Genomic DNA, 18,035 nt, shown 5'->3' with positions numbered 1-18,035 from the left:
TTTGCCAGGCCGCTGGGTGCGCCCCCCTCCGGGGGGTTGGCGGAGCGCGAAGCGCGAAGCCTGGGGGGGCATCACTTCAACGCGCTCTCGATCTCTTGCATCGAAGTGTGCCGCACGTCCTCACCCTTGACGATGTAGATGATGAACTCGGCGATGTTCTTCGCATGGTCGCCGATGCGCTCGATGGCCTTGGCCAGGAACAGCAGGTCCAGGCTGGGCGAGATGGTGCGCGGGTCTTCCATCATGTAGGTGACCAGCTTGCGCACGAAGCCGTCGAACTCCTGGTCGATCAGGTCGTCTTCCTTCAGGATCGACAGCGCACCGGCGGTGTCGAGGCGGGCGAAGGCGTCCAGCGCCTTGCGCAGCAGACCCGACGCCAGATCGGCCGCGATGCGCAGCTCGGAGCACGGCAGCGCCCGGGCCGAGCCGCTCTCGATGATCGACTTGACCATGCGGGCGATCTTGGTCGCCTCGTCGCCCACGCGCTCCAGGTTGGCGGTGGTCTTGGAGATGGCGATCAGGAGGCGCAGGTCGCGCGCCGTCGGCTGGCGTCGGGCGATGATGGACGAGAGCTCGCGGTCGATCTCGATCTCCATCGCGTTGACGCGCGGCTCGGTCTCGATCACGCGCTCGGCGGCGTCGGTGTCGAACTGCAGCAGCGCATAGACGGCCTGGCGGATCTGGGACTCGACCATGCCGCCGAGTTCCATGACGCGTGAGGACACGCCGTTGAGTTCGCTGTCGAACTGGGTGGAAAGATGCTTGTCAGCCATCGCTGTGTCTCCCTGCGGCATCAGCCGAAACGGCCCGTGATGTAGTCCTCGGTCTCCTTGCGCTTGGGCTTGAAGAACATCTGCTCGGTGGCACCGAACTCGATGAGATCCCCCAGGTACATGTAGGCCGTGTAGTCGCTGCAGCGGGCTGCCTGCTGCATGTTGTGGGTCACGATGACCACGGTGTATTCGTCCTTGAGCTCGGCGATCAGCTCTTCGATCTTGGCGGTGGAGATCGGGTCCAGCGCGGAGCAGGGCTCGTCCAGCAGCAGCACCTCGGGCTTGATGGCGATGCCGCGGGCGATGCACAGGCGCTGCTGCTGGCCGCCAGAGAGGCCGGAGCCGCTCTGGTGCAGCTTGTCGCGCACCTCGGTCCACAGGGCGGCCTTCTTGAGCGCCCATTCGACGCGGTCGTCCATGTCGGAAGCCGACAGGTTCTCGAACAGCTTCACGCCGAAGGCGATGTTGTCGTAGATCGACATCGGAAAGGGCGTGGGCTTCTGGAACACCATGCCCACCTTGGCGCGCACCAGGGCGACGTCCTGCTTGGAGGTCAGCAGGTTCTCGCCATCCAGCTCGATGGCGCCTTCGGCGCGCTGCTCGGGATAGAGCTCGAACATGCGGTTGAAGGTGCGCAGCAGCGTGGACTTGCCGCAGCCCGAAGGACCGATGAAGGCGGTGACCTTGTTCTCGGGGATGTCGAGGTTGATGCCCTTGAGCGCGTGGAACTTGCCGTAATAGAAGTTCAGGTCCTTGACGGCGATCTTGGAACGCGGGGGGGTGGAGACGGTGGCAACCATGGCTTGACTCTTCTTGGTATCAGTTCTTGCCGCGCGTAAGCACGCGGGCCAGGATGTTGAGGGCGAGAACAGCGACGGTGATCAGGAACACGCCGGCCCAGGCCAGCTGCTGCCAGTTCTCGTACGGGCTCATCGCGAACTTGAAGATGGTGACGGGCAGGCTGGCCATCGGCTGCGTGACGTCGGCCGTCCAGAACTGGTTGTTCAGGGCGGTGAACAGCAGCGGTGCGGTCTCGCCGGCGATGCGGGCCACGGCCAGCAGGATGCCGGTCACGACGCCAGCGCGGGCGGCACGCAGCGTGATCGACAGGATCACCTTCCACTTGGGCGTGCCCAGGGCGTAAGCGGCTTCGCGCAGGCCCGGCGGCACCAGCTGCAGCATGTTCTCGGTGGTGCGGATCACCACGGGGATGGTGATGAGCGCCAGCGCGATGGAGCCGGCCAGGCCCGAGAAGGACTTGAACTGCGCCACCACCAGCGAGTAGACGAACAGGCCGATCACGATGGACGGCGCCGACAGCAGGATGTCGTTGACGAAGCGGATCACCGACGACAGCCAGCCGTGCGGGTTGTACTCGGCCAGGTAGATGCCGGCCATGATGCCGATGGGCGTTCCGACGAAGGTGGCGACGCCCACCATCACCAGCGAGCCGAAGATGGCGTTCAGGATGCCGCCAGCCTCGTTGGGCGGGGGCGTCATCTCGGTGAAGGTCGCCACCGACAGGCCGCCGATGCCGAGGTACAGCGTCTGCCAGAGGATCCAGATCAGCCAGAACACGCCGAAGGCCATCGCGGCCAGCGACAGGGCCAGGGCCATCTGGTTGACGCGCGCCCGGCGGGCGTACTTGGCCTCGCGGGTGCGGGCCAGGGCCTGGGCGGCCAGCAGCTGCTGGGAGGTGCTGGTGGGGCTGAGGGGGCTGGGGGTGCTCACGAACGGGCTCCTTCGCTCTTCTTCATGCGGGCCAGCAGCAGCTTGGACAGCGCCAGCACGACGAAGGTGATGAAGAACAGGACCAGGCCGAGGTACATCAGCGCGGCCTGGTGCAGACCGGCGCCGGCCTCGGCGAATTCGTTGGCCAGCGCCGAGGTGATGCTGTTGGCCGCCTGGAACAGCGACAGCGAATCGAGCTGGTTCATGTTGCCGATGACGAAGGTCACGGCCATGGTCTCGCCCAGGGCGCGACCCAGGCCAAGCATGATGCCGCCGACCACGCCAGCCTTGGTGTAGGGCAGCACGACCTTGCTCACCACCTCCCAGGTGGTGGCGCCCAGGCCGTAGGCGGACTCCTTCAGCATCGGGGGCGTGACCTCGAAGACGTCGCGCATCACCGAGGCGATGAAGGGAATGATCATGATGGCCAGGATGATGCCGGCCGACAGGATGCCGATGCCCACCGGCGGGCCGGCCACCAGCGCCCCCAGCACGGGCACGCCGGTCAGCAGCTTCTGCAGGGGCTGCTGCACATAGGTCGCGAGGATGGGGCCGAAGACCAGCAGGCCCCACATGCCGTACACGATGGACGGCACGGCGGCCAGCAGTTCGATGGCCGTGCCCAGCGGGCGCTTGAGCCAGCTGGGCGAGAGTTCGGTGAGGAAGAGCGCGATGCCGAAGCTCACCGGCACCGCGATCAGCAGGGCAATGATGGAGGTCGCCAGCGTGCCGTAGATCATCACCAGGCCGCCGAACTCTTCCTGCACCGGATCCCAGACGCTGCTGGTCAGGAAGCCCAGGCCGTACTTGGCGATGGCGGGCCAGGCGCCGATGACCAGCGAGACGAGGATGCCGATCAGCAGCGCCAGCGTCAGCAGCGCGGCGCCCTTGGCGGCCCAGCCGAACAGCAGGTCGGCCATGGGGCCGGAGCGCGGACGCTTGACCGGCGGCGGCACCGCGGGGCGGGCCCGCTCGGCGGGCCGCTCGAGCCCCTGGCCGTCGGCGGTGAGAGTGGATGACACGGTGTGAACCTCCTGCGGGCGCGCATCGACCCGCACCGTCGACTCGGCAGCGATGCGGGTCATGCGGCTCCCTGTTCCTGGTTTGTCTTGGTTATGGAATCCCGAGGGGGCCGGGCTCAGTGCGAGGCGACGACCTTGCCCGAGCCGTCCTTGATGCCGTCCCACGACTTGCGGATCGTGGCCTTCACGGCGTCGGGCATCGGCACGTAGTCCAGGTCGTCGGCGGTCTTGTCGCCGTTCTTGTAGGCCCAGTCGAAGAACTTGAGCACGGTCGTGCCCTGGGCCGGCTTGTCCTGCACCTTGTGCATCAGGATGAAGGTGGCACCGGTGATGGGCCAGGCGCCGTCGCCAGGCTGGTTGGTCAGCACCTGGTAGAAGCTCTTGTTCCAGTCGGCACCGGCGGCGGCAGCCTTGAAGGCGGTGTCCTCGGGCGAGACGAACTTGCCGGCGGCGTTCTGCAGCAGGGCGTAGGTCATCTTGTTCTGCTTGACGTAGGCGTACTCGACATAGCCGATCGAGTTGGGCAGGCGGCCCACGAACGCGGCCACGCCTTCGTTGCCCTTGCCACCGGCGCCAGTGGGCCAGTTCACGGCGGTGCCTTCACCGACCTTGTCCTTCCACTCGGTGTTCACCTTCGACAGGTAGTTGGTGAACAGGAAGCTGGTGCCGGAACCATCGGCGCGGCGCACCGGGGCGATGGCGGCGTCGGGCAGGTTCAGCGAGGGGTTCAGGGCCTTGATGGCGGGGTCGTTCCACTTGGCGATCTTGCCCAGGTAGATGTCGCCCAGCACCTGGCCGCTGAGCTTGAGCTCGCCGGCCTTGATGCCCTGGATGTTCACGACGGGGATCACGCCGCCGATGACGGTGGGAAACTGCAGCAGGCCCTTGGCCTCCAGCTCGGCGTCCTTCAGCGGGGCATCGGAAGCGCCGAAGTCGACGGTCTTGGCTTCGATCTGCTTGATGCCGGCGCCGGAACCGACCGACTGGTAGTTGATCTTGACGCCGGTGGTCTTGTTGAAATCGGAGGCCCACTTGGCGTACAGCGGGGCGGGGAAGCTGGCGCCGGCGCCGGTGGCTTCCTGGGCGAAGGCGGGCACATGCGCGAAGGCGGCGAGGGTCAGGCCGGCGGCGGCAATTTGAAACACGGACTTCATGGTCTTCCTTTCCGAAGGGTCACCACCCCCGGGTCCGGGGGTCTGCGGCGGACTGTAGAAAGGCCATGTGACAGCCATGTGACACCCCGTCTCCGAGGGAAAAGCGCCCCGGGGCGCCCTCGCCCACCATGACACTGTCATCAATCCGTCATGTCCCGGACGGAGGATCGCCAGCCTGCCGCCGCTACCATCGGGGCCGACTTTTCCCTCCTTGATGTATGCAGAACGGAACGCGCCTGGCCGCCATTGATCTCGGCTCCAACAGTTTTCGCCTGGAGATCGGCCGCGTGGACCACGGGCAGATCCAGCGGGCCGAATACTTCAAGGAGACCGTGCGCCTGGGCAACGGCCTGGACAGCGCACGCAACCTGACCCACGAGGCCATGCAGCGCGGCTGGGAGGCCCTGGCCCGCTTCGGCGAGCGGCTGGCCGGCTTCGAGCGCGCCCAGGTCCGCGCGGTGGCCACGCAGACGCTGCGCGAGGCGCGCAACCGTGAGGAATTCCTGCTGCGCGCCCGCACCGTGCTCGGCTTCGGCATCGACGTCATCCCCGGGCGCGAGGAAGCCCGCCTGATCTACCAGGGCGTGGCCCACCTGCTGCCGCGCAACGAGGTGGCCGACAGCGAGCGCCGGCTGGTGGTCGACATCGGCGGCCGCTCCACCGAGATGATCATCGGCTCGGGCCTGCAGGCGCAGACCACGGAGTCGTACCGGGTGGGCAGCGTCGCCTGGTCGATGAAGCACTTTCCGGACGGCCAGTTCTCGGCCAGTGCCTTCCGCGTCGCCGAGATCGCGGCCAAGGCCGTCATGGACGACGCCCTCAACAACTACACCCGCGACCAGTGGGACACGGCCTATGGCGCCTCGGGCACCATCGGCGCCGTGGGCGACCTGGTGGCCGCGGCCGGCGGACGCGCCGGCGTGGTCACGCGCGCCGACCTGGACTGGCTGCTCGAGCGCCTGCTCAAGGCCGGCAGCGCCGACCGCCTGCGCCTGGATGGCCTGCGCGAAGACCGCAAGCCCGTGATCGGCGGCGGCCTGGCCGTGCTGCGGGCGTTGTTCGACCTGCTCTCCATCGACGAGATGCGCGTCGCCCAGGGCGCCCTGCGCCACGGCGTGCTGTACGAACTGCTGGAGCGCGACGACAGCGTGGCCGACCTGCGCGACAGCACGGTGGCGCGGCTGGCGCACCGCTTCGACGCCGACGAGGCGCAGGCGCGGCGCGTGGGCGACGTGGCCGCGGCGCTCTTCGTGCAACTGGTGCCCGAGGCCCGCGGCGGCGCCGGCGCCAGCCGGGCCGGCCGGGCCCTGCGCAAGCTGCGCTGGGCGGCGCAGTTGCACGAGATCGGCATGCACATCTCGCACAGCGACTACCACAAGCACGGCGCCTACATCCTCGACAACGTGGACGTGCCCGGCTTCGCGGTCAACGAGACCCATGCGCTGAGCCAGTTGGTGCTCGGCCATCGCGGCAAGCTGCGCAAGGTCGAGGCCTCGATGGCCGACGAGACCTTCGCCGCGCAGCTGCTGGCCCTGCGGCTGGCCGTCATCCTCTGCCACGCACGGCGCGACCCGGAAGCCGATGCGCTGGCCGTGGAACTGTCGGGCGCGCGCGGCTTTGCGGTGCGGGCGCGCCAGGACTGGGCGGAGCGCTATCCCCAGTCGGCGCACCTGCTGCGCGAAGAGGTGCTGGCCTGGCAGAAGACGAGCTGGATGCTCGGGCTGCACCTGGACTGAAGGCTGTCCCTGGACTGAAGGCTGCACCTGGACGGAGGAATGCATCTGTCCCGAAGCCGCGCCGCTGCGCCTCGAGCGCCGCTCGGCTCACCGGCAACCGTTCGGGCTGAGCCTGTCGAAGCCAGGGCGCAGGACGACGTTCAGAGCAGCTCGGGCGCCTGCACCGTGACCATCACCGTCTGCTCCTCGCCATCGCGCTCGCGCGTGCGCAGCCACCACACCGAGCCCTTGCGCACGGCGCAGCTGTCCTGCTGAAGCCCCAGCAGGCGCGCGACGGCCTGACCCAGGGCCGGCTGATGGCCCACCAGCACGATCACCGACTTGCCATGCGGCCAGCCGGCCGCGGCCAGCAGTTCATCGCCGGTCGCGTGCGGGGCGATTTCCTCGCGCAACTTGTACTTGCGGCCCAGCGCCAGCACCGTCTGCTCGCAGCGGCGCGCCGGGCTGCACAGGATGCGCGTGCCCTCGGGCAATTGGCGGTCGAGCCAGGCCGCCATGCGCTTGGCCTGCTTCTCGCCCCGCGGCGTGAGCGAACGGGCCAGGTCGTCGCAGCCCTCGTGCCAGTCTTCGGCTTCGGCATGGCGCCAGAGGATCAGGTCCATGGTCTTGTCCTTCCCTTGCGAACAGTGCGCGTCTCAGACACCCGGGCCACGGCCGCGGAAGGCATAGCGCCCCATCAGGGCCGCCTGTGCCCCGTGCGCCTCGATGGCGCGCGAGGCACCGGGCTCGCCCGCATGCAGGTTGCGGTCCACCCGCTCGTAGCGGCCGTCGGCTTCCAGCTCCCAGGCATCGCGGCCGTCGTGCAGGTAGGCCACCAGGCATTCGTCGATCAGCCGCTGGCGCAGCACCGGGTGCGTCACCGGCCAGGCCACCTCGACGCGCCGCATCATGTTGCGGTTCATCCAATCGGCGCTGGAAAGGTACAGGCTCTCGTCTTCGTCCACGCGGAAGTAGAAGACCCGCGAATGCTCCAGGAAGCGCCCGATGATCGAGCGCACGCGGATGTTCTCGCTCAGGCCCGGCACCTGCGCCGGCAGCATGCAGGCGCCACGGATGATGAGGTCGATCTTCACACCGCGGCTGCCGGCACGCAGCAGTGCCGCGATCAGTGCCTCGTCGGTGAGCGCATTCATCTTGGCGACGATGCGCGTGGTCTTGCCCTCGCCCGCAGCCTCGGCCAGCGCGTCGATGCGGGCCACCAGGTTCCTGTGCAGGTCGAAGGGCGCCACCCACAGCCGCTGCAGCTTGGGCAGCCGGCTCTGGCCAGCCAGGTGCACGAAGAGCGCGTCCATGTCCGCCGTGAGTTGCGGGTCGGCCGTCAGGTGGCTGATGTCGGTGTACAGCCGCGCGGTGCGGGGGTTGTAGTTGCCGGTCGAGAGATGGCCGTAGCGGCGGATGTGGCGACCTTCGCGGCGGGTGACCAGCAGCATCTTGGCGTGCGTCTTGAGACCGACCACGCCATACACCACCTGCGCGCCGATAGATTCGAGCACCTCGGCCCAGTTGATGTTGGCCTCTTCGTCGAAGCGGGCCTTGAGCTCCACCACCGCCATCACTTCCTTGCCGCGGCGCACGGCCTCGCGCAGCAGGTCCATCAGCACCGAGTCGGAGCCGGTGCGGTAGATGGTCTGCTTGATGGCCAGCACCTGCGGATCGGCCACCGCCTCGCGCAGGAACTCGATGACGCCGTCGAAGCTCTCGAAGGGCTGATGGATCAGCACATCGCTGCGCTGCAGCCGGTCGAAGAAGGACTGGCCGGTCGACAGGTTGATCGGGTAGGAAGCCTGGTAGGGCGTGAAGCGCAGGTCCTTGAAGCGCGGCTCGTCGATCAGGTCGACCATCTGCGAGAAGCGCGCCAGGTTCACCGGACCCGGCACGCGGTAGAGCGCGCCCTGCGGCAGGTTGAACTGCGCCAGCAGGAAGCTCCACAGCGACTCGTCGCAGTCGGCCGACACCTCCAGCCGCACGGCCTGGCCGAAGTTGCGGTGCTGCAGGCCCTGGCGCAGCGCGGTGCGCAGGTTCTTCACATCTTCCTCGTCCACGGCCAGGTCGGAATGGCGCGTGACGCGGAACTGCGAGAACTGCCCCACCTCGCGCCCCGGGAACATCGCATGCAGGTGCGCCCGCACGATGCTCGACAGCGCCACCACCAGCGTCTTGCCCTCGGACACCTTGGCCGGCATGCGGATCAGCCGCGGCAGCACGCGCGGCACCTTCAGGATGGCGATGGGGTTCTCGCGGCCGAAGGCGTCCTTGCCCGAGAGCTTGACGATGAAGTTCAGCGACTTGTTGGCCACTTGCGGAAAGGGATGGGCCGGGTCCAGCGCGACGGGGATCAGCAGCGGCCGCACCTCGCGCTCGAAGTATTCCTGCACCCACTTGCGCTGTGCCGCATTGCGCTTGCCGTGCGAGATGACATGGATGCCATGCTCGGCAAAGGCCGGCAGCAACTCGTCGTTGTAGAGCTGGTACTGGCGTGCCACCAGCGCATGCGCAGCCGCCGACAGGGCATCGAAGGACTCGGCCGTGTAGGGCCCGGTGCCCTGCGCTTCGAGGCACGCCCGCACGTGCGGCTCGGCCCGCACCTCGAAGAACTCGTCGAGGTTGGACGAGACGATGCACAGGTAGCGAAGGCGCTCCAGCAGCGGCACTTCGGGCCGCTCCGACCAGTTCAGGACGCGCCGGTTGAAGGCCAGGATGCTGTGGTCCCGGTCCAGCAACGGGGTGGCTGCCGGCACATTCGGCGTCGGCAGGGACTCTTCGGAAAAGGGCATGACGTCGGGGTCGAGGGACAGAGGCAAGACTGTCATCCGATTGTCATGTTTGAATGTGACGCCGTCATGACACTGTCATGTGCCGCGCCGCCCCCTCTCAGGCGCCGAGGAAGTGCCGGCGATAGCGGGGCGGCAGGTCGGCCAGCCGCATCATCATCGGCAGGTCGGCGGTGTTGAAGTCCGGGTCCCAGGCCGGCGCGCCCAGCACCTTGGCGCCCAGGCGCAGGTAGCCCTTGATGAGCGCGGGCGGATCCACATCGAGCGAGCCGTCGAGCTGGTCGACCGGCAGCGGCAGGCGCGGCTGCACGTGGTACTGGATGGGCGCCATGTGCGTGGCCGACAGTTGGCGCCAGATGCTGGCCGCGGCATCGCCACCATGCACGCCGTTCTGCAGCATCGGAATGCTGGCGCAGCCGATCATGGTGTCGAGCCGGTTGCGGTGCATGAAGGCCGCCAGCGCACCCCACAGGGCCAGGATCACGCCGCCCTGGCGATGGTCCGGATGCACGCAGCTACGGCCCAGTTCGACCATGCGCTCGCGCAGGCCACGCAGGCGGGTCAGGTCGAACTCGGTGTCGCTGTAGGTGCCGCCCACACGGCGCGACTGGGCCGGCGTGAGCACGCGGTAGGTGCCCACCACCTCGCCGCCCGGCTCGGCGCGCACCAGCAGGTGCTCGCAGAAGTCGTCGAACAGGTCCACGTCATGGCCCGGCAGCGACGTGGGCAGGCGCGCGCCCATCTCCTGCACGAACACGCGCCAGCGCAGGCGCTGCGCCTCGCGCACCTCGTCCTGGTGGCGGGCCCAGGCGACCGTCACGCCGCCGGCCGCGGCTGGCTGGGGAAGTTGCGGCGGCTGCGGCCACAGCGTCTCGCGCAGGCCGAGGCGGGACAGGGCGAGGGTGGGCGTCGGCAGTTCTTTCATGAGCGGCTTCTGGTCTTTTCGGATTGCCGCGCAGTCTGTGCCGCGCGGATGAAGCCCGCATGTCGAAGCCGTGGCAATTGCGTGACGGCCCCGCACGGGTGGCCGCGCGGCGCTATCCTGCGGCCCGCCTGCATAGGGATACGCTTCACGAATGCGCGCGCCGTGGGCATCTGCGGAATCGCGATCTGCGTTGTTGCAAATGCTCGCAATAGCTGGGCTATTGCTGCGCTTTGCGCCTAGCATCTCATTCCGATCCGCAGCGCCCACTTGCCGCTCGATTCGTGAAGCGCATCCCCAGGAGCCATCAGCCCATGTCCGCACAACCTGTCATCGACGTCTATTCCTGGCCCACGCCCAACGGCCACAAGGTCCACATCATGCTGGAGGAGACCGGCCTGCCCTACCGGGCGCACGCGGTCGACATCGGCCAGGGCGACCAGTTCGCGCCCGATTTCCTGGCCATCAGCCCCAACAACAAGATCCCGGCGATCACCGACCCCGTGGGGCCGGACGGGCAGCCGATCTCGCTCTTCGAGTCGGGTGCCATCCTGGTCTACCTGGCGGCCAAGACCGGCCAGCTGCTGCCCCAGGGCGACCGTGCGCGCTTCGAGGTGCTGCAGTGGCTGATGTTCCAGATGGGTGGCGTCGGCCCCATGCTGGGCCAGGCCCACCACTTCCGCATGTACGCGCCCGAGAAGCTGCCCTACGCCATCGAGCGCTACACCAACGAGGCGAAGCGGCTGTACGGCGTCATCGACCGCCGCCTGGAGAAAAGCGCCTTCGTCGGCGGTGCCGACTACTCGATTGCCGACATCACCATCTTCCCGTGGCTGCGCAGCTGGCAGAACCAGGGCGTGGTGATGGACGACTACCCCGCCCTCAAGGCCTGGTTCGACGGCATCGCGGCCCGTCCGGCGGTGCAGCGGGGCGTGCAGGTGCTGGCCGATCGGCGCAAGCCGATCACCGACGACAAGTCGCGCGAGATCCTGTTCGGCAAGACCCAGTATCAGAAGCGCTAGAATGGCGGGCTTGTCGGAACGTAGCGCAGCCTGGTAGCGCATCTGCTTTGGGAGCAGAGGGTCGCGAGTTCGAATCCCGCCGTTCCGACCACTCCATGCGAATGCCCGCAGTGACTTCGGCCACTGCGGGCATTTTCATTTGCTCATTTTCGCGGCTTGCGCGCCGTGCGCTTCTCCGCCGCCGCGCCGGCTTCCGGCTCGGCCGGCTTCTGCACCAGGTGCACCCGCAGGCGGCCCAGGTGCTCGTACAGGGCTTCCTTGCTGCCCGCGGGCAGCCCCTGGAACATGGCGATCAGCCATTTCTCGTGCTCGGCCGCCATGGCGGCGAATTCGGTGCGGCCCTTGTCGGTGAGGCACACGCGCCAGGACCGGCGGTCCTCCGGATCGTCGATGCGTTCCACCAGGCCTTCCTTCACCAGCTGGTCGGTCAGGCCCGTCACATTGCCGCCCGTCACCATGAGGTAGCGCGACAGCACGTTCATGCGCAGCCCCTCCGGATATCGGTCGAGCTGGGCCAGGTAGTCGAAGCGCGGCAGCGTGGTGCCGAAGCGGGTGCGCAACTGCTGGCGGATCTGCTGCTCGATCTGCGTGCTGCAGGCCAGCAGGCGCAGCCAGATCTTGGTGTCCAGGTGGTCGTCGACCTGGGCACGGGCCTCCAGGCCGATGTGTTCGTCGCCGAGCGACTCGACGAGGCGGAAATGCTTGGAATGGGTGGCCATTCGGGTTGTCCTGTTGTTGTGTCTTCAGTCACGCTCGTGAGGCCGAGGCGCCCCAACACGCCCCCACCCGCCGGCCAGCGCATGCCGGATCCCTGCCGCCGAGCATAGCCGGCAGGCCTGCCTTCGGCTGTCGGCGCAGGGCGTGCCCATCACCTCGCCCCCGCGCGCCGGCTTCGCACCGGCCCCGGCCAGTGAATGAAGAGCGTGTGTCGCGCGGTGGGCATCAGCGCATCAGCCGCCCGCCATTGATGTCCAGCGTCGCGCCCGTGATGAAGGCCCCCGCGTCCGACGCCAGGAAGACCGCCGCCGCGCCGACCTCCTCGGGCTCGCCGAAACGGCCCAGGGGAATGGCGCTCAACAGCCCATCCTGCCGGGCGGGCGCCAGGGCCTCCAGCGCCGGGCTGCGGATGGCCGCCGGGGCCATGGCATTGACGGTGATCCGGTCGGCCGCCAGTTCCGTGGCGAAGCCGCGCGTGAGCGCCAGGATGCCGGCCTTGGAGGCGGCGTAATGAAGGCCCGTGGTCGCGCTCGCCTGCTGCCCGGCGAGCGAAGCCAGGTTGATGATCCGCCCACCCTGCCCCCGCGCGCGCATGTGTGCACCCAGGGCGCGGCAGCCCAGGAAGCAGCCGCGCAGGTTGACGGCCATGAGGGCGTCCCATTCCTCCACCGCGATGTCCCACAGCGGGGTGGAGGCCGTGCGCGCCGCGTTGTTGACGAGCACGTCGACGAAGCCCCACGCGTCGCAGCCGGCCTGCAGCATCTGCTGCCAACCGGCCTCGGTCGCGACGTCGGCCACCACGGCCCGCACCTCCAGCCCTTCGGCCCGCAGTGGCGCGGCAGCGTCGTGCACGGCCGCCTGCGCATCGGCCATCAGCACGCGCGCACCGGCCTGTCCCAGCGCATGGGCCATGGCCAGGCCCAGCCCCTGCGCCGCGCCGGTGACCAGGGCCACGCGGCCGGCCAGCACGGGGGCGGAAGGTGTCGCCGGCATGCTCAGGCCCGGCGGGCGCGCGCCTGCGGCGGCCGCTCCCAGGCGGTGGACGTGACGCCACGCTCGCGCAGCTTGTACTTCTGCACCTTGCCGTTCTCGGTGCGCGGCAGGTCGGCCACGATGTCGAACCAGCGCGGCACGGCGAAGTACGGCAGGCGCGCCTCGCACCAGTCGGCCAGTTCCTGCGGCGCGGGCGCCTGGCCCTCGCGCAGGATCAGCGCGGCCATCACCTCGTCCTCGGCCAGCTCGGAGCGCACCGGGTACACCGCCACGGTGGCCACCGCCGGGTGGCTCTGCAGGACCTGTTCGACCTCAAAGGAGGAGATGTTCTCGCCCCGGCGGCGGATCGCATCCTTGATGCGGTCCACGAAGCGCAGGGCACCGTCGGCCTCGCGCACCACGCGGTCGCCGGTGTGGAACCAGAGGTTGCGCCAGGCCTCGACCGTCTTGTCGGGCATGTTGAAGTAGCCGCTGGCGAAGGCGTGGGGCTCATGCGCGCGCAGCAGCAGCTCGCCGGCCTGGCCGTCGGGCAGTTCGGCATCGTGCTCGTCGGCCACGCGGGCCTCGAAGCCCGGCAGCACCCAGCCCATCACGCCGCCGCGCGGCGAATCGGGCGCGGTGGCGATGACGAAGTTGGTCTCAGTGGAGCCATAGCCTTCGAGCAACCGCACGCCGGTGCGGGCCGCGAAGGCCTCGCCCGCCGCGCCCGGCACGCCGGGGCCCAGGCCGATGCGCACGCGGTGCTGGCGCTCGGCCGCGCCTTCGGGCTGCGCCAGCAGGATCGGCACCATGGCGCCCAGCAGGTAGACCACGGTGGCGCCGCACGCCTGCATGGCCGGCCAGAAGCCCGAGGCCGAGAAGCGGCCTTCGAACACCACCTCGGCCCCCGACAGGCAGGCCTGCGCGAAGGTGTTGAGCGCATTGATGTGGAACAGCGGCAGCGTGGTGCACAGCACGTCGTCGGCGCGCACGCCCAGCACCCGCAGGCTGTTGACGCCCCACCAGTAGTACTGCGCATGCGGGCACAGCACGCCCTTGGACGGGCCGGTAGTGCCGGAGGTGTAGAGGATGGCGAGCGTGTCGGCCGGGCCGGTCTCTGCCGCGGCCACTTCTTCTCCGGGCGCGGGCCAGGCTTCGACGGCCACGCCCGGCAGGTCGATGGCATCGCCCTCACCTTCCAGCACCCAGATGCGCTGCAGCGACGTGCGCGCCAAGTCGGCCGTGGCCAGCCGCGGCAGGTACTGCGCCTCGATGACCAGCAGCTTCGCCTGGCTGTTGGCCAGGAAGTATTCGATCTGCGGCCCCATGGACGCCGTGTTGACCGGAACCGCCACCGCGCCTGCCCAGCCACAGCCGAGGAAGGCCTCCAGGAACTCCGGCCGGTTGCCCGCGAGGAGCGCGACGCGGTCACCGCGCGCGATGCCGGCGGCCTCCAGCGCGCCGGCACGTCCCGCGGCGCGCTGCGGCACCTCGGCGTGCCGCCAGCGCTGGCCGCCGATGCGCACGGCCGGCGCGTCGCCGAAGCGCTCGGCCTGCCGCCGCAGCATCTGCGGCAGCGTTCGCTGCGCCACGGGCAGCAGCGCGTCGGCCTCAGTCGTCGTCATGGGTGCCGCCGCCCAGGTAGGTCGCGCGCACGCGCTCGTCATCGGCCAGGGCCGCCGAGTCGCCCGACAGCGCCACCTCGCCCGTCTCCAGCACGTAGCCGAAGTCCGAGCTTTCCAGCGCGGCGCGGGCGTTCTGTTCCACCAGCAGGATCGACACGCCGTCCTCGCGCAGCTGCCGCACGATGGACAGGATCTCCTGCACGATCAGCGGCGCCAGCCCCAGGCTGGGCTCGTCGAGCATCAGGAGGCGCGGCGCGGACATGAGTGCGCGGCCCACGGCCAGCATCTGCCGCTCGCCGCCGGAGAGCGTGTCGGCCCGCTGCCCGCGGCGCTCGGCCAGGCGCGGAAAGCGTGCATACACGCCGTCCAGGCGCTGGCGCAGCGCGTCCGAGCGCAGGCGGCGCGAATAGGCACCCAGGCGCAGGTTGTCCAGCACGGTGAGTTCGCCGAAGAGCTCGCGCTTCTCGGGCACCAGGCACAGGCCGCGCTCCACGCGCGATTCGACGTCGAGCCCGGCCAGGTCCTCACCCTCGAAGCGGATCGTCCCGCGCGAAGGCAGCAGGCCCATGGCCGCGGCCAGCAGCGTGGTCTTGCCCGCGCCGTTGGGGCCGATGACCGAAATGATCTGCCCCGGCTGCAAGGCCAGCGACACACCGCGCACCGCCTCGACCTGGCCGTAGCCCACGTGCAGGTCGGCGATCTCCAGCATGGGCGTACCGCTCATACCGTGCTCCCCAGGTAGGCCGCCTGCACCCGCTCGTCGGCGCGCACCGCGGCGGGCACGCCCTCGACCAGCTTGGAGCCGAAGTTCATCACCACCAGGCGGTCCACCAGCTTCATCACGAAGTCCATGTCATGTTCCACGATCAGGATGGTCACGCCCTCGCCCTGCAGCTTGCGCAGCAGATCGCCCAGGGCCATCTTCTCCTTGCGGCGCAGGCCCGCGGCGGGCTCGTCCAGCACCAGCAGCACCGGGTCGGCCGCCAGGGCGCGGGCGATCTCCAGGATTCGCTGGGTGCCCAGCGGCAGGGCGCCGGCCATCTCGTGCGCCCGGTCGCCCAGGCCGATGCGGTCCAGCTGGCGCTGGGCCTCCTGCAGGATCTGGCGCTCCTCCTGCCGGTCCAGCCGCAGGCCGGCGCGCAGCACGCCGGCACCCGCACGGGCATGGGCGCCCAGGGCCACGTTGTCCAGCAGGCTCATGTGCGGCCGCAGCTTGACGTGCTGGAAGGTGCGCGCCAGGCCCAGCCGGGCCACGTCGCGCTGCTGCATCGTGCTGATGTCCTGGCCCAGGAACTGCACCCGGCCCGAAGTCATCTGCGCGGTGCGCGTGAGCAGGTTGAACATGGTCGACTTGCCCGCGCCGTTGGGCCCGATCAGGCCCACGATCTCGCCGGCCTGCACGTCGAAGCTCACGTCGTTGACCGCCACCAGCCCGCCGAAGCGCTTCACGGCGCCCTGCACCGACAGCAGCGGCGTGCCCCGCGCCGGCATGGCGCGCTGCGCCAGGGGCGGCACCGGCGCCGCCAGCTCGGGCACGGCGACGGGCGCGCGTGCACCGCGGCGCAGGCGCCAGCGGCGCACATAGCCCATCACGCCGCCGCGCGCAAAGTGCAGCAGCGCGATGAACAGGGCCGCGAAGGTCACGGCCTCCAGCTGACCGGCCCATTGGGTGACCAGCGGCAGCACGTCCTGCAGCACGTTCTTGAGCACCAGCACCAAGCCCGCGCCCACCAGCGCGCCCGCCAGGCTGCCCAGGCCGCCGGCCAGGGCCATCAGCAGGTATTCGATGCTGGCGCGCACGTCGAAGGGCGAGGGGCTGACGAAGCGGTTCATGTGCGCATACAGCCAACCCGCCAGCCCCGCGAACAACGCGGCCGTGACGAAGAGCGTGAGCTTGACGCGGTAGGCATCGGCCCCGACGCTCGCCAGCAGCGTGGCACCGCCGCGCAGCCCGCGGATGGCGCGGCCCGGCCGCGAATTGAGCAGGTTGTGGCTGAACAGGCAGGCGAGGCCCACGAGGGCCCAGATCAGGTAGTAGATGGAGCGCGGGTCCGACAGCGCCCAGCTGCCGATGCGCAGCGGCGGAATGTTCGACAGGCCCGTGTGTCGCCCCAGCCCGTCCACATTGCCGAAGAGCAGCGCGATCGACAGCCCCCAGGCGATGGTCGACAGCGGCAGGAAGTGCCCGCCCAGCCGCAGCGTGAGCGCGCCGATGGCCAGGGCCGACAGGCCCGTGAGCAGCAGCGCGAAAGGCAGCCCCAGCCAGGGCGACAGGCCCTGCGCCGTGGTGAGCCAAGCGGTCGAATAGGCCGCGATGCCCACGAAGGCCGCCTGCCCGAAGGAGGTGGCACCGCCCACGCCCGTCAGCAGCACCAGCCCCAGCGCCACCAGCGCGCCGATGCCGATGTCGTTGAGCAGCGAGACGGTGAAGCTGCCGGCCACCGCCGGCAGCAGGGCCAGCACGACGACCACCGCCGCGATGAGGAATGCGGAAGTGCCGCGCTTCATTGGTCGATCTCCTCGGCTTCTTCCTCGTGGTGGCGCGCCATGTACGAGCGCGCCATCAGCACCGGGATCAGCAGGCTGAACACGATCACGTCCTTGAGCGCCCCGCTCCAGAAGGAGGCGAAGCTCTCGATGATGCCCACGGCCAGCGCGCCGATGGCCGTCACCGGATAGCTCACCAGCCCGCCGATGATGGCCGCCACGAAGGCCTTGAGGCCGATGATGAAGCCCGAGTCGTAGTACATGGTGGTCACCGGCGCGATCAGCACGCCGATCAGCCCCGCCAGCAGCGAGGCGCAGCCATAGGCCAGCAGCGCGGTGCGCGCGGGCCGGATGCCCACCAGCCGCGCGCCCGTGCGATTCACCGCCGTGGCGCGCAGCGCCTTGCCGGTGACGGTGCGTTCGAACACCAGGAAGAACAGGCCGCTGAGCACGATGGCCGCGCTCACCATCAGCACCACCTGGCCGCTGACGGTGAAGCCGTCGCCCAGGGTGAGCGTGGCCGAGGTCAGCGCACTGGTGCGCGAGCCCTCGGGCCCGAAGAACAGCAGGCCCAGGCCCGAGAGCAGGAAGTGCAGCGCCAGCGACACGATCAGCAGCACCAGCCCCGAGGCATCGGCGATGGGCTGGAACACCACCCGCGCCAGCAGCGGCGCCACCGGCACCACCAGCAGCACCGAGGCCACGATCTGCAGTGCCACCGGCACGCCGGCCCGCGCCGCCGCCCAGGCGATGGCGCAGGGCACCAGCGGCAGCACGCCCCACAGCAGCAGCGCCTTCGGGATGTGCCGCGCCTCGCCCTTGCGCAGCAGGCTGCCCACCTCGGTGAGCAGCGCCAGCGCGGCCAGGAAGATCACCATGCCGATGGTGGGCGGCAGCTTGCCGGTCTCGAAGGCCGCCAGCGTCAGCGCGGAAAAAGCCGCGATGTCGCCGAAGGGCACGAACACGACCCGCGTGACCGAGAAGATCAGCACCAGGCCGATGCCGGCCAGCAGGTAGATGGCCCCGTTGGCCAAACCGTCGATGCCCAGGATGAGGGCGACGTCCCAGGTCATGGTCGGGCGGTCCTTTGCGTCATTGCGTTC

16 protein-coding genes and 1 tRNA gene are annotated in these 18,035 nt (G+C 69.4%); 3 read left to right on the top strand and 14 right to left on the bottom strand.

All coding sequences use genetic code 11. From position 1 onward, the window contains the following. Window positions 1-71: 71 nt before the first annotated feature. From phoU to pstS, 5 genes are all read right to left on the bottom strand, one after another. Window positions 72-773 (bottom strand): phosphate signaling complex protein PhoU, encoded by a 702-nt coding sequence (gene phoU, locus L0984_RS25240; RefSeq protein WP_234197086.1) that lies wholly within the window; start codon window positions 771-773, stop codon window positions 72-74. A 20-nt stretch (window positions 774-793) separates the two neighbouring features. Continuing rightward, complete coding sequence (gene pstB / locus L0984_RS25235; protein ID WP_017762158.1) at window positions 794-1,573, bottom strand: phosphate ABC transporter ATP-binding protein PstB; 780 nt, start codon at window positions 1,571-1,573, stop codon at window positions 794-796. Between the two features lie 19 nt (window positions 1,574-1,592). Further along, entirely contained in the window at window positions 1,593-2,504 is a 912-nt protein-coding gene (gene pstA / locus L0984_RS25230) for a phosphate ABC transporter permease PstA (RefSeq protein ID WP_234197085.1), read from the bottom strand. Next, a complete protein-coding gene (gene pstC, locus L0984_RS25225) occupies window positions 2,501-3,424 on the bottom strand; it encodes a phosphate ABC transporter permease subunit PstC (RefSeq protein WP_017762160.1) in 924 nt (307 codons plus the stop codon). The genes pstA and pstC overlap by 4 nt, the downstream gene beginning before the upstream one ends. A 218-nt stretch (window positions 3,425-3,642) precedes the next feature. Then, a complete protein-coding gene (gene pstS / locus L0984_RS25220) occupies window positions 3,643-4,680 on the bottom strand; it encodes a phosphate ABC transporter substrate-binding protein PstS (RefSeq protein WP_234197084.1) in 1,038 nt (345 codons plus the stop codon). A gap of 218 nt (window positions 4,681-4,898) precedes the next feature. Here pstS and L0984_RS25215 point away from each other — a divergent pair, with 218 nt between their 5' ends. Beyond that, a complete protein-coding gene (locus L0984_RS25215) occupies window positions 4,899-6,416 on the top strand; it encodes a Ppx/GppA phosphatase family protein (protein WP_234197083.1) in 1,518 nt (505 codons plus the stop codon). Between the two features lie 140 nt (window positions 6,417-6,556). Here L0984_RS25215 and L0984_RS25210 read toward each other — a convergent pair whose 3' ends face one another. From L0984_RS25210 to L0984_RS25200, 3 genes are all read right to left on the bottom strand, one after another. Next, on the bottom strand, window positions 6,557-7,018 hold the full coding sequence (locus L0984_RS25210) for a SixA phosphatase family protein (RefSeq protein WP_017760638.1): 462 nt from the start codon (window positions 7,016-7,018) through the stop codon (window positions 6,557-6,559). Window positions 7,019-7,051: 33 nt separating this feature from the next. Next, on the bottom strand, window positions 7,052-9,190 hold the full coding sequence (gene ppk1 / locus L0984_RS25205; protein WP_234197198.1) for a polyphosphate kinase 1: 2,139 nt from the start codon (window positions 9,188-9,190) through the stop codon (window positions 7,052-7,054). A gap of 97 nt (window positions 9,191-9,287) precedes the next feature. Further along, window positions 9,288-10,112: a GNAT family N-acetyltransferase gene (locus L0984_RS25200; protein ID WP_234197082.1), complete on the bottom strand. Its 825-nt coding sequence runs from the start codon at window positions 10,110-10,112 to the stop codon at window positions 9,288-9,290. A 311-nt stretch (window positions 10,113-10,423) separates the two neighbouring features. On the opposite strand from L0984_RS25200, the gene L0984_RS25195 reads away from it, so the two are divergent. Then, the gene (locus tag L0984_RS25195; protein ID WP_234197081.1) at window positions 10,424-11,131 is read left to right on the top strand and encodes a glutathione S-transferase N-terminal domain-containing protein; all 708 of its coding nucleotides are present in this window, start codon (window positions 10,424-10,426) and stop codon (window positions 11,129-11,131) included. A 14-nt stretch (window positions 11,132-11,145) separates the two neighbouring features. Further along, window positions 11,146-11,222: transfer RNA gene (locus L0984_RS25190), tRNA-Pro, on the top strand. A 52-nt stretch (window positions 11,223-11,274) separates the two neighbouring features. On the opposite strand, the gene L0984_RS25185 is transcribed toward L0984_RS25190, so the two are convergent. The 6 genes from L0984_RS25185 to L0984_RS25160 form a co-directional block, all read right to left on the bottom strand. Continuing rightward, complete coding sequence (locus L0984_RS25185; protein WP_234197080.1) at window positions 11,275-11,850, bottom strand: MarR family winged helix-turn-helix transcriptional regulator; 576 nt, start codon at window positions 11,848-11,850, stop codon at window positions 11,275-11,277. A 223-nt stretch (window positions 11,851-12,073) separates the two neighbouring features. Next, window positions 12,074-12,841, bottom strand: a complete 768-nt coding sequence (locus L0984_RS25180) for an SDR family NAD(P)-dependent oxidoreductase (protein ID WP_234197079.1) — start codon at window positions 12,839-12,841, stop codon at window positions 12,074-12,076. A gap of 2 nt (window positions 12,842-12,843) precedes the next feature. Further along, window positions 12,844-14,445 carry an ATP-dependent acyl-CoA ligase gene (locus L0984_RS25175; protein ID WP_234197078.1) on the bottom strand — a complete coding sequence of 534 codons (1,602 nt, stop codon included), beginning with the start codon at window positions 14,443-14,445 and terminating at the stop codon, window positions 12,844-12,846. Continuing rightward, window positions 14,432-15,169, bottom strand: a complete 738-nt coding sequence (locus L0984_RS25170) for an ABC transporter ATP-binding protein (protein WP_234197077.1) — start codon at window positions 15,167-15,169, stop codon at window positions 14,432-14,434. Before L0984_RS25170 ends, L0984_RS25175 begins: the two co-directional genes overlap by 14 nt. After that, window positions 15,166-16,953, bottom strand: a complete 1,788-nt coding sequence (locus L0984_RS25165) for a branched-chain amino acid ABC transporter ATP-binding protein/permease (protein ID WP_234197076.1) — start codon at window positions 16,951-16,953, stop codon at window positions 15,166-15,168. The genes L0984_RS25170 and L0984_RS25165 overlap by 4 nt, the downstream gene beginning before the upstream one ends. Beyond that, window positions 16,950-18,005 carry a branched-chain amino acid ABC transporter permease gene (locus L0984_RS25160; protein ID WP_234197075.1) on the bottom strand — a complete coding sequence of 352 codons (1,056 nt, stop codon included), beginning with the start codon at window positions 18,003-18,005 and terminating at the stop codon, window positions 16,950-16,952. The genes L0984_RS25165 and L0984_RS25160 overlap by 4 nt, the downstream gene beginning before the upstream one ends. Window positions 18,006-18,035: the final 30 nt, after the last annotated feature.

The organism is Pseudacidovorax sp. NFM-22, from assembly GCF_021401245.1.
Taxonomy (GTDB): domain Bacteria; phylum Pseudomonadota; class Gammaproteobacteria; order Burkholderiales; family Burkholderiaceae_C; genus Xenophilus.
Note: the sequence above shows the minus strand (reverse complement) of the source record. Positions and strands in the feature narration are given on the sequence as shown.